Origin of the sequence: Arenimonas soli, assembly GCF_014643775.1 — a bacterium.
Taxonomy (GTDB): domain Bacteria; phylum Pseudomonadota; class Gammaproteobacteria; order Xanthomonadales; family Xanthomonadaceae; genus Arenimonas; species Arenimonas soli.
Window position 1 is genome coordinate 502,272 of sequence record NZ_BMKC01000001.1, and the last position, 13,912, is coordinate 516,183.

Here is a 13,912-nt window from a genome sequence, read left to right on the forward strand (position 1 = left end):
GGCTCAGCCGAACAGGTCGGCCAGCCAGGTCGCCACCTGGCCCGAGAACAGCGCCAGAACGACGATTTCCGCGATGCCCAGGGCCCAGGCCACCAGCATCATGCGGCCGTCGCGCTCGATCAGGGCGATGGCGTAGATCAGCAATATCAGGCCGAAGGGATAGTTGGTGGCGGGAATCGGCAGCGCCAGCAGTGCGCCCAACACGACCAGCAGCAGGCCGGTGAACAGCCGGGCGGCGGGATGGTCAATGATCATTTCGGTGCGCGGACGGCTGATCTTCTCCAGCCAGCGCAGCAGGCGCGAGGTGCGGTTGCGGAACTTCGCCATGCCCTCGCGCGACAGCGGGCGCCGCGACATGAACTTCGGCACCCAGGGGTGGGCCATCAGCACCAGCATCTGCAGCCCGGCCAGCGAGATCAGCGGCCCGCTGATGGCGCCGGCGCCCACGGGCAGGGGCACGAAGGCCGGCAGCACCGAAATCAGCAGGAAGATGCCGAACGCGCGGGCCCGGAACTGGTCCAGGACCCCGCCGATGGTCATCGGCTCGGCATTGGCGTCGCCATTGCCGTCGGCAAGGACGTCAAGCAGGGCGCGTGTACTGATTTCGGCGGGGGTCATGGCACGGCAGTCTGGGGCGGGGCGCCTTTATCCGTGCTAAATCCCGTCCTCGCGCTCGGGCTCGGGCAGGCGGGCGACCAGCAGCTTGTCGATGCGCGCGCCGTCGAGGTCGACCACCTCGAAGCGCCAGCCGGCCCAGTCGAAGTGTTCGCCCGAGTGCGGGATGCGGCCGAAGCTGGCGATCACCATGCCGGCCGCGGTGTGGTAGTCGCCGTCGTCTTCGTCGGGCAGCCGGCTCAGGGACAGCAGTTCGCGCAGTTCTTCGGTCGAAACGCGGCCATCGACCAGGTAGGAACCGTCGTCGCGGGTCACCACCAGGGCTTCCTCGGGCGCCGATTCGGTGTCCTGCACGCGGCCCAGCACCGCCGCCAGCAGGTCGTTGGCCGACACCATGCCCTGCACGTCGCCGTATTCGTCCACCACCAGGGCCAGGGTCTGCTGTTCCTCGCGGAAGATTTCCAGCAGCTTCATGGCCTGGGTGGATTCGGACACGAACAGCGCCGGGCGCAGTTCGCGGAACAGTTCGGCATTGCTGCCGACCCGGCCGATCATGCCGGTCAGCGATTTGGTTTCCAGGATGCCCAGCACTTCGGTGTCGCTGCCGCGGTAGACCGGGTAGCGGGCGAAGGGCGTTTCGCGCATCACTTCGAGGTTTTCCTCGAAGCTTGCCGACGCGTCCAGCCAGATGATGCGCGTGCGCGGGGTCATCAGGCCGGCGCTGCTGCGGTCGCCCAGGCGCAGCACGCGGTTGATCATGTTGCGCTCGCCGACGTCGATGACGCCCTGTTCGTGGCTTTCGGCCACCAGCATGCGGATTTCTTCTTCCGTCACCTGGTCGGCCTGGCCGCGGTCCAGGCGCAGCACCTTCATCAGCAGCCGCGTGCTGTGCGAAAGCAGCCAGACGAAGGGCGTGGCGATAAGTGAAATCCACTTCATCGGCATCGCAACGATGCCCGCGATGCGTTCTGGCGCCAGCAGCGCGATGCGCTTGGGCACGAGTTCGCCGACGATGATGCTGAAGTAGGTGATCAGCACGACCGCGATGCCCTTGCCGACATCGTCCGCCAGTCCGGGGTCGAGGCCCAGTTGGGCCAGGGACCCGGCGATCTGGCGGCCGATGCTGGCACCGCCGAACATGCCGGTGAGGATGCCGATCGAAGTGATGCCCACCTGCACGGTGGACAGGAAGCGTTCCGGGTGCTCGGCCAGGTCGAGCGCCGCCTTGGCGCGCAGGCTTTGTTCGGCCTGCTGCTTCAGGCGCGCCTTGCGGGAGGTGACGACCGACATCTCCGACAGGGCGAAGAAGCCGTTGCAAAGGATCAGGAACAGGACGAGGGCGAGTTCGAAGGTCATGGGCTGCCGGACTGGGCCGGCGCGGGGCTCCTGCAGGGGGTTTGGCGCGGATATGGCCGACAATATGCCACAGGCGCCCCGGGCCATCGGGGTGCAGGAAGCTGGGGCCGCCCGTCACATGGCGGTAACATGCGCGCCATCCGAGGCACGGGACGGTCCCGGCCAGGCCAAGGAATCCCCATGTTTTCCCTCCAGACCATCTTCGGCAAGGGCGACAAGTTCTACGGCCTGCTCGAGTCCAGCGCCGCCGCCGGCCGCGAAAGTGCCCGCGCCCTGGGCGAACTGCTGGCCACGCCGCCGGCCGAGCGCTCGCTGGAGCGCTTCAAGGCGGCCCGCCAGCGCGAAAAGGACCTGCACGCCCAGATCAGCCAGGAGCTGGTGAACACCTTCGTCACCGCGCTCGAGCGCGAGGACATCGAGGCGCTGTCCAATGCCCTGTACCAGATCCCCAAGGTCGTCGAGAAGTTCGCCGAGCGTTATGCCCTGGCCTCGGAGCGGGTGGGCGACGTGGACTTCATCCCGAGGGCGGCGATGCTTGAACGTGCCTGCAGCGTGCTGGTGGAAATGGTCGGCCAGCTGCGCCGGGGCATGGCCCTGGAAACCACCAAGGGACTGAACGACAAGCTGCAGGCGATCGAAGCCGAAGCCGACCGGCTTATCCTCGAGATGTACCGCGACACCTACACCAACGAAACCGACCCGATGCGCTACCTGATCCTCAAGGACCTCTACGAGATCCTGGAGAAGGCCATCGACCGCTGCCGCGACGCTGGCAACGTCATCTACAACATCGTGCTCAAGAACGCCTGATCCATGACCGCCGCCCTGGTCCTGGTGCTGGTCGTGGTGCTGGTCGCGCTTGTCTTCGAGTACATCAACGGCTTCCACGACACCGCCAATTCCATCGCCACGGTGGTCGCCACCAAGGTGCTGACCCCGATGCAGGCGGTGTCCCTGGCCGCGGTGATGAACCTGGTCGGCGCGCTGATGGGCACGGCGGTGGCCAAGACCATTTCCTCGGGGCTGATCGACGCCGAGGTGGTGCTGGTCAGCTCGCAACTGATCATCTGCGCCCTGTCGGGGGGCATCGTCTGGAACCTGATCACCTGGTGGTTCGGCCTGCCGTCCTCGTCCAGCCACGCCCTGATCGGTGGCCTGGTGGGCGCGGCGCTGGCCGCGGCCGGCAACGACCCGGACGCGCTGATCTGGGCCCGCGAGGCCGAACACTGGACCCGGAACGAAGGCATCTTCTGGAAGGTCATCGTGCCTATGGTCAGCTCACCCCTGGCCGGCTTCACCCTGGGCCTGGTGATGATGGGGGCCCTGATCGCCGTCATCAGCGCCATGAACGGGTCCGGCGGCTGGCTGGCGCGCATTTCGCGGCCGCGCTGGGTCAACGCGGTGTTCGGCAAGGCGCAGGTCGTTTCCGCCGCCTACATGGGCTATGCCCACGGCACCAACGACGCGCAAAAGACCATGGGCATCATCGCCCTGGCCCTGATCGGCGCCGAGGCCTCGGGCACGCTCGACAGCCTGCCGCCGATGCTGGCCTTCCTGCACCCGGGCGACGCCGAGGGCGGCATCGACACCTGGATCATCGTCACCTGCGCCATCGTCATGGCCGCGGGCACGGCGGCCGGGGGCTGGCGCATCGTCAAGACGCTGGGCCACAAGGTGGTGAAGCTGCATCCGATCCACGGCTTCGCGGCGGAAACCAGCTCGGCCACGATCCTGTCGCTGGCCGCGTACTTCGGCATGCCGGTGTCGACCACGCACAGCATTTCCACGGCCATCATGGGCGTGGGCGTGGCCAAGAACCCGCGGGCGCTGCGATGGACCGTGATCCAGAAAATAATCTGGGCCTGGATCCTCACCTTCCCCGCGGCCGGGGGCCTGGCCTATGCGCTGTACAAGGGCGCCCAGTGGGTGGGCTGGACCTGAGTTACAGCAGGTCGCCGCCGGCCGAAAGCATGCGCTCCATCTGGTCGCCCAGGCCGCCGATTTCCAGCACGAGGCGGTCGATCTCGGCGGCGGTCAGGGTGTCGTAGGGACGGTTTTCGCACAGCTGCAGGTAGGGCATGCCGTCGAGTTCGCCGACCGCCAGGAAGCCCACCGGGCTTTGCCAGTTGAAGGCCAGCATGCGCTTGGCGTCCACGCCGGTCATCGGCGCGATGACGGTGCTCACGCGCAGGTAGGGGCGCTCGGTCTCGTCCATCATTTCCGACAGGAAGATGCTCTGGTGGCGCTTGCCCTTGTCCAGCGACAGCTGCACGCAGGCCAGGTAGGGCTCGCTGGCGGTCAGCTTGTACTTGCCCTGGAGGTGGCCGCGGATCTGTTCGAAGTTCTGCATGGTTGCGTACTGCTGGCTTGGGGGAGGGCTATCCTAGCGCCCATGCCAGCAAAGCCCAAGGAAAGCCGGGTCCAGGAGCAGCGCCGCCAGGTGCTGGAAGCCGTGCGCGCGGTGCCGCCCGGGCAGGTCGCGGGTTATGGCGAAATCGCCCGCCGTGCGGGCTTGCCGGGCCGTGCCCGCCTGGTGGCGCGGATCCTGTCCGCCGGCGACGAGCCCGGCCTGCCCTGGCACCGCGTGCTGCGTTCGGACGGGCGCATCGCCTTTCCGCCCGATTCGCCGGCTTTCGCCGAACAGGTGCAGCGCCTGCGGGCCGAGGGCGTGCGGGTGGAAGGTGGGCGGGTTCGCGGCCAGCGGGCCGCCCCCAGCCTCGATGAAATGCTCTGGTCGCCGCCGGGCGGACCCCGCTGACCTTGCACCGCCAGCCGTTATGATGTGCCGGTCTTTTCCCGGGAAGTCCGCATGTACCTGCCGCCGGTCACCAAGGCCCTGCTGATTGCGCTAGCCGTCGCCTACCTGGCGCAGATGATGGCGCCGGAGTTTGCATACCTCTATTTCGCGCTGTGGCCATTGGGCGAACACACCCTGGCCACCGGCGCGGATGGCCTGCCGGTCACGGTCGGCTTCCTGCCCTGGCAGATCCTCAGCTATGGCCTGATGCACGGCAGCCTCGGGCATTTGTTCTTCAATGCGCTGGCGGTCTACATGTTCGGCGCTTCGCTGGAGCAGACCTGGGGTTCGCGGCGCTACCTGTCGTACTTCATCGTCTGCGTCGCCGGTGCCGGCCTGATCCAGCTGATCGTGGTCACCAGCGACGTCACCGGCCAGGGCGCCTATGCGACGGTTGGTGCCTCGGGCGGCGTTTTCGGCCTGCTGCTGGCCTACGGCATGTTGTTCCCGAACCGCCAGGTCATGCTGCTGATCCCGCCGATCCCCATGAAGGCGCGCACCTTCGTCATCGTCTTTGGCGCCATCGAGCTGCTGATGGGCGTGTTCAACACCGCCTCGGGCATCGCCCATTTCGCGCACCTGGGCGGCATGCTGTTCGGCTGGCTGATGATCCGCTACTGGCGCGGCCAGCCACCGTTCCGGCCGCGCGGCCCGAGGGCGGTGCGATGAAGCGGCTGTTCGCTTGCACCGTGGCGCTGGCGCTGGCGGCCTGCCTGTCCCCGGCCCGTGCCGACGACGCGGCCCTGCCATTCTGCGCTCCCGAGGACCTCACGGCCCAGCCGATCAATCCGGACGGGGACAGGGCCCTGCGCCTGGCGACGGCCGCCGGCTGGGAGGCGGAAGGCGCCCAGGCGAACTCCTTCGAGAAGCTGCAGCTGGGTTCGTTCTATCGGCTGGGGCGGAGCCATCCGGCGGCACTTCTCGAGCGTGACACCGCGAAGGCGCGCGCGCTCCTGGCCCATGCCGCGCTGGGCGGACAGCTGACCGCGATGGCCGCATCGGCCGAACTCGAGCTTGAGAACGGCGATCCGATGGCGGGCATGGTCTGGGCCCAGCTCTACGCCCACTACATGCAGCGCCAGTTTCCCACCCGGTTCCGGGCCTACCAGGCGGACCTGCTCAGGCGCGCCTTCGACGCATTGCCCCGCGGGGACAGGACGGCCCAGGAGATCGAAGCGCAAACGGGCGGGTTCCTGGCGACGTACGGCGCACAGATCGACGCGGCCCTGGTCCCCGGCGGCGATGATGGTGGCGGGCCGGCGCCGGACTGCCGCCCGGTGCACGAGGTCTACACGACCCAGCTCGAACTTGATCAACCGCGCGTGCCGCTGGCCGGCGGACGCAACACCGTCAACCGCTACCGCATGTACGAGCCCGGCCTGGCGCTTTACAAGCTGCATGTCTCGCCTTCCGGCGAGGTCGTCCGGGCCATGGTCGTCGAGAGCCTGCCCGGGCCAGCCGCCGGCAAGGGTTTGATGCGCTCGGTGATGCGGCTGCGGTTCAATGCGGTCGATGAAGACGCGCCGATCCGCGTCGTGCTGCTGCCGATGTCGTTCGACGACCACTCGGTGAAGTTCCGCGACTGACGCCACCCTTGGGCGGCGGGCTGCGGGACCCCGGGCCCGTCAGCGCCGCAGTTGCAGGAAGTCGGTGCTCGCCACCAGGCGCAGGCTGTCGAGCCGCGGGCGCGCGGTGGGCAGCGCCGCCAGCACGGCCTCGCGCTCGGCCTCCAGGGCCGCGATCTCGGCGGGGCGCACCGCCGGGTTGACGTGGGCGAGCGCGCGCAGGCGCTGGATCTCGGCCGACAGGGTCGCGTCGGCGCGTGCCAGGGCTTCGTCGATGCGTTCCCGTGCCGCGGCCATCGCCGCGTCGCGGGTGCGCTCGAGCATGGGCGGCACCAGCGCCGCCAGCACCTTGCGCTGCGGTCCCAGGTCGAACACGCGGTCGCCGGCGCGGTGGCGGGCGCGGTCGCCGGGCGCGAAGCCGGGGCGCGGCTGCAGGCGGGTGTCCACGGCCACCGACAGCGGCGTCGGCGGCAGCCAGCGTTCGATGTCCAGGCGCGCGTCGGCGACGCATTCGATGACGTTCACCGCTTCAAGCACGACCGTGCGCGGCGGCAGCACGTCGTCGACCAGGAAGGCGGCGTTGCCGCTTTCGCCCGAGATCAGCAGGTCGGTGGCGGTCAGCATCAGCGGGTGGTCGGGCCGCAGGTAGAGCAGGTCGTCGCGGGCCAGCGCGGTGGCCCGGTCGGTGGTGCAGGCGCGCATGCCCTGGCGCAGCTCCTCGAAGCCGTCCACGGACAGGTGTTCGGGATCGAGCAGCCAGGTGTTCGGGCCCAGCGGTTCGTTGTGCACGCCGAAACTTTCCAGCAGGCGCAGCGGGTAGTCGTCCAGGGCGGCGTGCAGGTCGTCGGAGACCAGGGCCTGGCGAAGCGCGTCGCGTTCGCCCAGGCCGCGGCTGCCCAGTTCGAGCAGGCGGTCGCGACCCTCGGAGATCAGTCGCGCGACTTCGGCGTGGCGCGCGCGGGTGTGTTCGAGCAGTTCACCGAATGCGGGCTCGCGGGCGTCGGCATCCATGGCCGCCAGCTGCAGCAATTCGGCACCGAAGCCGCGCAGCATCTCGCGGCCGTCGGCCAGGACCTGGCGGAAGGCGTCCAGGCCTTCGTGCAGCCAGCGCTGCAGGACTTCCTGGGCGCTGCCGGCCACCGCAGCGGCGTGCAGGTTGACGTCGCCAGTCTGGCCGATGCGGTCGAGGCGGCCGATGCGCTGTTCAAGCATGTCCGGGTGCAGCGGCAGGTCCCAGAACACCAGGTGCTGGGCGAACTGGAAGTTGCGGCCCTCGGCGCCGATTTCGCTCGAGACCAGCAGGCGCGCGCCTTCGGGGTCGGCGAAAAACGCGGCGTTGCGGTCGCGCTGCAGCAGATTCATGTCTTCGTGGAAACGCGCCACCTGCAGGCCGCTGCGCAGGCGCAGGGCTTCTTCGATGGCCTGCACCTTGGCGCGCGACCGGCACAGCAGCAGCACCTTGGCCGGGGCGAGCGCGTCCAGGGTTTCCAGCAGCCAGTCCATGCGCGGGTCGCGGGTGAAGTCGTGCGCGGGCTCGTCGTCGGTTTCGCCGACGTCGTGCGCGAATTCGGCGCGCAGCGTACCCAGCACGGTGGGGTCTTCGGGCGCGGGCAGGGTGGCCAGGTGCGGGATGCGCTGCGGGAAACCACCGACGGCGGCGCGGCGGTTGCGCACCATCACCCGGCCGGTGCCGTGGCGGTCGACCAGGTCGGCCAGCAGCGCGTCGCGCGCGGCGGCGTCGCCGGCGGCGATGCGGGCCAGGCGCTGGGCCAGGTGGTCGCCGTCCTCGGGGAACAGGCCGGCCAGGGTTTCCATGTCCCGGGTGGTCAGGGCCTGGTCGTCGAGCAGGCGGCCGGCCAGTGCGGAGAGGCCCAGGTAACCCTTGGTTTCGGCGCGGAAGGCGTCCAGGTCGGTGTAGCGCGCCGGGTCGAGCAGGCGCAGGCGGGCGAAGTGGCCGCCCAGGCCCAGCTGTTCCGGCGTGGCCGTCAGCAGCAGCAGTCCCGGCGCGCGCGCCGACAGTGACTCGACCAGGGCATACCCCGGGCTGGTGAACTCAGGGGTCCAGACCAGGTGGTGGGCTTCGTCGACCAGCAGCAGGTCCCAGCCCGCGGCCAGGGCCTGGCGGGCGCGCTTCTCGTGGCTGGCCAGCCAGTCCACCGAGGCGATGACGCATTGTTCGTCCTCGAAGGGGTTGGCCTTGGGTTCGGTCATCTCCAGCGATTCGCAGCGCTCTTCGTCGTAGATGGCGAAGGGCAGGTTGAAGCGGCGCAGCAGTTCGACGAACCACTGGTTGACCAGGCTCTCGGGCACCAGCACCAGCACCCGGCGGGCGCGGCCCGAGGCCAGCATCTGCGCGGTCACCAGGCAGGCTTCGATGGTCTTGCCCAGGCCGACCTCGTCGGCCAGCAGCAGGCGCGGGGGCCGGCGCGCGGCGGCGGCCTCGGCCACCTGCAGCTGGTGCGGCACCAGGTCGATGCGCGCGCCCAGCACGCCCCAGCCCGGGTGCGCGCGCGCCTCGGCGCGGCGGCGCAGGCATTCGACCCGGAATTCGAACTGGTCGTTGCGGTCCACGCGGCCCGACAGTAGGCGGGAATCGGCCTGCGATACCGGCTGTTCGGCGTCGAGCGCGCCTTCGGGATGCCATTGGCCGTCGCACAGGTAGTGCACGTGGCCTTCGCGGTCCTCGACCTGTTCGACGGTCTTGTCGCTGCCCTCGACGCGCACGCGCTCGCCGGGGCGGAACACGGCGCGCAGCAGCGGCGCCGAGCCCAGGGCATACATGCGCACCACGCCGGTGCCGGTGAAGACGATCTGCACCTGGCGGCCGGCCAGGCGCAGCACCGTGCCCAGGCCCAGTTCGGGTTCGGCGCTGGAAAACCAGCGTTGGCCGGGGGTAAAAAGCATGCGCAGCTCCACTCGGGGGAGGGCGATTCTACAGCCCCCGCGGCAGGCTGGCCCAATCACGTTCCCCGTGCCTGAACGCGAACGGCCCGGGCAAGCCCGGGCCGTCCTGGTCACGCACTGCCTGGCGGCTTACCAGATCGAGACGCGATCGGCCTGCGAGCGCACCATGGCGTCGCCTTCCTGGCAGCTGAAGGCGGCCGCGAAAACCGGCAGGTTCGAGGGCGCGCCGATGGCCCGGAAGCGGGCCGGGGCGTGCGGATCGGTCTGCAGGCGCACGCGCAGTTCCTCGTCCTTGAAGTTGCGGCGCCAGACGGTGGCCCAGTTCATGAAGAAGCGCTGGTCCTGGGTGTAACCGTCGATCTCGCCGACCTTCTTGTTCTCGAGGTCGCGCTGCAGGGCGTCGAAGGCCACGGCCAGGCCGCCCAGGTCGGCGATGTTCTCGCCCAGGGTCAGGTTGCCGTTGACGTGCAGGCCGTCGATGGATTCATAGGCGTCGAACTGCGCCACCAGCTGGTCGGTGCGGGACTTGAAGCCTTCCTTGTCCTTGTCGCTCCACCAGTTCTCGAAGTTGCCGGAGGCTCCGAAGCGGCTGCCCTGGTCGTCGTAGCCGTGGATCATCTCGTGGCCGATCACCGCGCCGATGCCGCCGTAGTTCAGGGCCGGGTCGGCGTCAATGTCGAAGAAGGGCGGCTGCAGGATCGCGGCCGGGAACACGATCTCGTTGGCCAGCGGGTTGTAGTAGGCGTTGACCGTCTGCGGGCTCATGCCCCACTCGGTCTTGTCCACCGGCTTGCCGATCTTGGCCAAGTTGAAGCGGTAGTTGAAGGCGTTGGCGGCCATCAGGTTGGCCACGTAACCGTCGCGGCTGGTGGCCAGGGCACTCCAGTCACGCCACTTGTCCGGGTAGCCGATCTTCGGGGTGAATGCGGCCCACTTCTCCAGCGCTTTTTCCTTGGTTTCCGCGCCCATCCACTCCAGGCCCTCGATGCGGGTCTTGAGCGCGTCCGACAGGTTGCCGACCAGGTCCTGCATGCGTTCCTTGGCTTCCGGCGGGAAGGCCACGGCCACGTATTCCTGGCCCAGGGCCTCGCCCATCTGGCCGTTGATGGTGTTGAGCACGCGCTTCCAGCGCGGCTGCATTTCCTGCTGGCCGCGCAGGGTCTTGCCGTAGAAGTTGAAGTTTTCCTCGGCGAAGGCGCTGGCCAGGAAGGGCGCGGCGTTGTCGACGGCGTGGAAACGCAGGTAGGCCTGCCAGTCCCCGACCGGCACGTCGGCCAGCATCTTGCTGACCTCGGCGTGGAAGTCGGGCTGCGCCAGGGAGAACATGGCCGGCGCCGGCACGCCCTGGGAGTCGAAGAAGCGCGACCAGGCGAAGTTCGGGCTGACCGCGTCGGCCTGCTCCAGGTTGACCGGGTTGTAGTACTTGGACACGTCGCGGGAAAGTTCTTCGCTCGACAGCGACTTGCCGGCCAGGCGGGTCTCGAAGGCCATCACGGCCTGGGCCTGGGTGGCGGCGGTGGCGGCGTCGGCGCCGGCCAGTTCCAGCACCCTGGCGACGTGCGCGACGTAGGCCTCGCGGATGGCGGCGTGTTTTTCGTCGAAGTAATAGCCCTTGTCCGGCAGGCCCAGGCCACCCTGGGTGGCGTAGGCGATGTTCATGGTCGAGTTCTTGAAATCAGCCTCGGGGCCGAATCCGAACACGAAGGCCTGGCCCTTGGCGTAGCTGTCGCGCAGCCACTGGGCGACGGCGTCGCCGGAGTCGAGCCCGGCGATGCCGTCGAGCGTCGGCTGCAGGGGCGCGAGTCCGGCGGCTTCGATGCTGGCCTCGTCCATGCCGGTGGCCCAGATATCGCCGATCAGCTTGGCGGTGCCGTCGGCGTCCGGGCGGGCGGCGAGGTTTTCAACCAGGGCGTGCTGGATTTCCAGCGAACGTTCGGCCAGGGCTTCGAAGCTGCCCCAGGTGGTGCGGTCGGCGGGCACCGGGTTGGCGGCCAGCCACTTGCCGTTGACGAACTGGTCGAGGTCCGTGCAGGCCGGGACGCTGGTGTCGAGGTCGGCGGCCTGCAGGGCGATCATCGGGGCCTTGATGGCCGACATGTCGATCGCGGGCGCGGCGGTTTCGCCGGCGGTCTCCACCGCCGTCGTTTCCGGGGCGTCGGACTGCTGGCAGGCGGCCAGGGCGACGGTGACGGCAAGCGCCAGCGCCAGGGGTTTCGCGGAACGAAGATTCACGGTGTTCTCCAGCCCCCGGGAAGGGGGCATCAGGTGGAAGGGGGGGGGCTTACCAGATCACGACGCGGTCGTCGCCCGAACGCACCATCTTGTCGCCTTCCTTGCACTCGAAGGCCTCGGCGAAGGCCGGCAGGTTGGACGGGGCGCCGATCGCGCGGAACATGCCCGGGCTGTGCGGGCCGACGGTGATCTGCTGCTTGAGCTGGGCTTCGGTGAAGGCGATGCGCCAGACCGTGGCCCAGTTCATGAAGAAGCGCTGGTCCTGGCTGTAGCCGTCGATCATCGGGTCGGTGAAACCTTCGCCCTGGGCGCGCTGGAGCGCGTCGTAGGCGACGGTGACGCCGCCCAGGTCGGCGATGTTTTCACCCAGGCCCAGCTTGCCGTTCACGAACAGGCCCGGCAGGGCTTCGTAGCCGCTGTACTGGTCGGCCAGCTTGGTGGTGGCGGCCTCGAACTTCTCGCGGTCCTGGTCGGTCCACCAGTTGGCCATGTTGCCCTGGGCGTCGAACTTGCTGCCCTGGTCGTCGAAGCCATGCAGCATTTCATGGCCGATCACCGCGCCGATGCCGCCGTAGTTGAGCGCGTCGTCGGCGTTCACGTCGAAGAAGGGCGGCTGCAGGATGGCGGCCGGGAACACGATCTCGTTGGCGGTGGCGCGGTAGTAGGCGTTCACCGTCTGCGGGCTCATGCCCCATTCGCTGCGGTCGACCGGCTTGCCGATCTTGTCGAGCATGTAGCGGTAGTTGAAGGCCGAGGCGGCGAGCAGGTTGCCGGCGTAGCTTTCATCCGAAACCTCCAGGCCGCTCCAGTCGCGCCACTTGTCCGGGTAGCCGACCTTGGGCGTGAACGAGGACCACTTCTCGATGGCCTTGGCCTTGGTGTCCTCGCTCATCCAGTCCAGGTTTTCCAGGCGGGTCTTGAGCGACGCCATCAGGTTGCCGACCAGCTCTTCCATCTTGGCCTTGGATTCGGGCGGGAAGGCCTGTTCGACGTAAAGCTGGCCGAAGCCTTCGCCCATCGAACCATTGAGCGCGCCAAGCACGCGCTTCCAACGCTCCTGCATTTCCTTCTGGCCGCGCAGGGTCTTGCCGTAGAACTCGAAGTTGCGTTCGGCGAAGGCGTTCGACAGGTAGGGCGAGGCTTCGTCGATGGTGCGGAAGCGCAGCCAGGTCTTCCAGGTTTCCAGCGGCACGTCGGCCAGCATCGCGTCCACTTCCTTGAAGAAGCTGGGCATCGGCAGCGAGAAGCTCTGCGGCGCGTCGACGTCGAGCGCGGTGAAGAACTGCGTCCAGCTGAAGTTCGGCGTGCTGGCGTCGGCGTCGGCCAGCGACACCGGGTTGTAGCGGTTGGCCGGGTCGCGCAGCTCCAGGCGGCCCAGCGAGGCTTCGGCCAGGCGGGTCTCGAAGGCCAGCACGTCCCGCGCCTGGGCCTTCGCGGTTTCTTCGTCCGAACCGGCCAGCTGCATCAGCGCGGCCACGTGTTCGACGAAGGCGGCGCGGGCGGCCTTGTAGTCCTCGCGGTCCTCCAGGTAATAGGCGCGCTCGGGCAGCGACAGGCCGCCCTGGCTGGCGTAGGCGATGTTTGTGGTGGAGTCGTTGTAGTCGGCCATCGCGTAGAAGCCAAACAGCATGCCCTGGCCGCGGGCATAGGCGTCGCCGATGTACGCCGGGATGTCGGCGTTCGACGCCAGTGCGTCGATCCGGTCGAGTTCGGGCTGCACCGGCGCCAGGCCGGCGGCCTCGATCGCGGCTTCGTCCATGCCGGCGGCGAAGAAGTCGCCGACCTTCTGTTCCATGCTGCCCTGCGGCCATTCGCCGTCGGCGGCGGCCTTGGCGATTTCGTGCTGCACCTGCAGGGAACGTTCGCCCAGCGCCGGGAAGGCGCCCCAGGTGGTGCGGTCGCCCGGCACCGGGTTGGCGGCGAGCCACTTGGCGTTCACGAAACCGTTGAAGTCCTGGCAGGCCTGGATGCTGGTGTCGAGGTCCTCGGCCTTGAGCGAGATCGGCTGCTGCTGCACCTGGGCCAGGTCGACCTGCAGCTTCGGTGCCTCCGGCGCCGCGGCGTTGGCGGCGGGTTCTTCGGCTTTCTGGCAGGCGGCCAGGGCGAGGGAAACACTGAGCGCCAGGGCAAGCGGCTTGAGGCGGGTCATGGGCGGAACCTTTGCGTGGGACGAAGCTGCCGAGCGTAGGGCATGCGGCCCGCCGGCGGGTAGGCCAGAGGTCATGGGTCGGGACTGGCGGCCGGACCGGCGGCTCTGCTACGGTCGGGGCGTTGGTCTTGGACTCCCATGCTCATGAAGCCCCGTCTCCAGACCCGCAGTCACGCCGGTGGCGTCGTCACGCATCGGCTTTCTGATGGTCCTAGCGCCGCCCCCTTCACGTGCATGAACGCGCTCGCCCCGGCGATCGCCTGGCCGTCCCGGCCCCCCATGAACCGTGAACGA

The 13,912-nt window shown here is 68.8% G+C and carries 11 protein-coding genes; 5 read left to right on the forward strand and 6 right to left on the reverse strand.

The window, feature by feature from the left end:
* Positions 1-3 precede the first annotated feature (3 nt).
* Together IEX13_RS02345 and IEX13_RS02350 are read right to left on the reverse strand one after the other, a co-directional pair.
* Positions 4-618, reverse strand: a complete 615-nt coding sequence (locus IEX13_RS02345) for an exopolysaccharide biosynthesis protein (protein WP_188660823.1) — start codon at positions 616-618, stop codon at positions 4-6.
* 36 nt (positions 619-654) lie between these two features.
* The gene (locus IEX13_RS02350) at positions 655-1,971 is read right to left on the reverse strand and encodes a hemolysin family protein (RefSeq protein ID WP_188660826.1); all 1,317 of its coding nucleotides are present in this window, start codon (positions 1,969-1,971) and stop codon (positions 655-657) included.
* 180 nt (positions 1,972-2,151) lie between these two features.
* Here IEX13_RS02350 and IEX13_RS02355 point away from each other — a divergent pair, with 180 nt between their 5' ends.
* Complete coding sequence (locus IEX13_RS02355; RefSeq protein WP_188660829.1) at positions 2,152-2,781, forward strand: DUF47 domain-containing protein; 630 nt, start codon at positions 2,152-2,154, stop codon at positions 2,779-2,781.
* 3 nt (positions 2,782-2,784) lie between these two features.
* Entirely contained in the window at positions 2,785-3,912 is a 1,128-nt protein-coding gene (locus IEX13_RS02360) for an inorganic phosphate transporter (protein ID WP_188660831.1), read from the forward strand.
* 1 nt (position 3,913) lies between these two features.
* Here the strand turns inward: IEX13_RS02360 and IEX13_RS02365 are convergent, their stop codons facing one another.
* Positions 3,914-4,321, reverse strand: coding sequence for a hypothetical protein (locus IEX13_RS02365; protein ID WP_188660834.1), 408 nt, complete (start codon positions 4,319-4,321; stop codon positions 3,914-3,916).
* A gap of 42 nt (positions 4,322-4,363) precedes the next feature.
* On the opposite strand from IEX13_RS02365, the gene IEX13_RS02370 reads away from it, so the two are divergent.
* The 3 genes from IEX13_RS02370 to IEX13_RS02380 are packed head-to-tail and all read left to right on the forward strand — an operon-like array spanning position 4,364 to position 6,354.
* Entirely contained in the window at positions 4,364-4,729 is a 366-nt protein-coding gene (locus IEX13_RS02370) for an MGMT family protein (RefSeq protein ID WP_188660835.1), read from the forward strand.
* A 51-nt stretch (positions 4,730-4,780) separates the two neighbouring features.
* The gene (locus IEX13_RS02375; protein ID WP_188660837.1) at positions 4,781-5,437 is read left to right on the forward strand and encodes a rhomboid family intramembrane serine protease; all 657 of its coding nucleotides are present in this window, start codon (positions 4,781-4,783) and stop codon (positions 5,435-5,437) included.
* Entirely contained in the window at positions 5,434-6,354 is a 921-nt protein-coding gene (locus IEX13_RS02380) for a hypothetical protein (RefSeq protein WP_188660839.1), read from the forward strand. The genes IEX13_RS02375 and IEX13_RS02380 overlap by 4 nt, the downstream gene beginning before the upstream one ends.
* Positions 6,355-6,393: 39 nt before the next feature.
* Here the strand turns inward: IEX13_RS02380 and rapA are convergent, their stop codons facing one another.
* The 3 genes from rapA to IEX13_RS02395 form a co-directional block, all read right to left on the reverse strand.
* A complete protein-coding gene (gene rapA / locus IEX13_RS02385) occupies positions 6,394-9,237 on the reverse strand; it encodes an RNA polymerase-associated protein RapA (RefSeq protein ID WP_188660841.1) in 2,844 nt (947 codons plus the stop codon).
* 129 nt (positions 9,238-9,366) lie between these two features.
* Positions 9,367-11,469 (reverse strand): M13 family metallopeptidase, encoded by a 2,103-nt coding sequence (locus tag IEX13_RS02390; RefSeq protein ID WP_229668423.1) that lies wholly within the window; start codon positions 11,467-11,469, stop codon positions 9,367-9,369.
* Positions 11,470-11,518: 49 nt separating this feature from the next.
* The gene (locus IEX13_RS02395; RefSeq protein ID WP_188660845.1) at positions 11,519-13,618 is read right to left on the reverse strand and encodes a M13 family metallopeptidase; all 2,100 of its coding nucleotides are present in this window, start codon (positions 13,616-13,618) and stop codon (positions 11,519-11,521) included.
* Positions 13,619-13,912: the final 294 nt, after the last annotated feature.

What these genes read in the sequence shown, in the direction of transcription:
- IEX13_RS02395 (WP_188660845.1), bottom strand. Translation starts at nt 13,618, where the DNA reads ATGACCCGCCTCAAGCCGCTTGCCCTGGCGCTCAGTGTTTCCCTCGCC.
- IEX13_RS02370 (WP_188660835.1), top strand. Translation starts at nt 4,364, where the DNA reads ATGCCAGCAAAGCCCAAGGAAAGCCGGGTCCAGGAGCAGCGCCGCCAG.
- IEX13_RS02375 (WP_188660837.1), top strand. Translation starts at nt 4,781, where the DNA reads ATGTACCTGCCGCCGGTCACCAAGGCCCTGCTGATTGCGCTAGCCGTC.
- rapA (WP_188660841.1), bottom strand. Translation starts at nt 9,237, where the DNA reads ATGCTTTTTACCCCCGGCCAACGCTGGTTTTCCAGCGCCGAACCCGAA.
- IEX13_RS02380 (WP_188660839.1), top strand. Translation starts at nt 5,434, where the DNA reads ATGAAGCGGCTGTTCGCTTGCACCGTGGCGCTGGCGCTGGCGGCCTGC.
- IEX13_RS02355 (WP_188660829.1), top strand. Translation starts at nt 2,152, where the DNA reads ATGTTTTCCCTCCAGACCATCTTCGGCAAGGGCGACAAGTTCTACGGC.
- IEX13_RS02345 (WP_188660823.1), bottom strand. Translation starts at nt 618, where the DNA reads ATGACCCCCGCCGAAATCAGTACACGCGCCCTGCTTGACGTCCTTGCC.
- IEX13_RS02365 (WP_188660834.1), bottom strand. Translation starts at nt 4,321, where the DNA reads ATGCAGAACTTCGAACAGATCCGCGGCCACCTCCAGGGCAAGTACAAG.
- IEX13_RS02350 (WP_188660826.1), bottom strand. Translation starts at nt 1,971, where the DNA reads ATGACCTTCGAACTCGCCCTCGTCCTGTTCCTGATCCTTTGCAACGGC.
- IEX13_RS02360 (WP_188660831.1), top strand. Translation starts at nt 2,785, where the DNA reads ATGACCGCCGCCCTGGTCCTGGTGCTGGTCGTGGTGCTGGTCGCGCTT.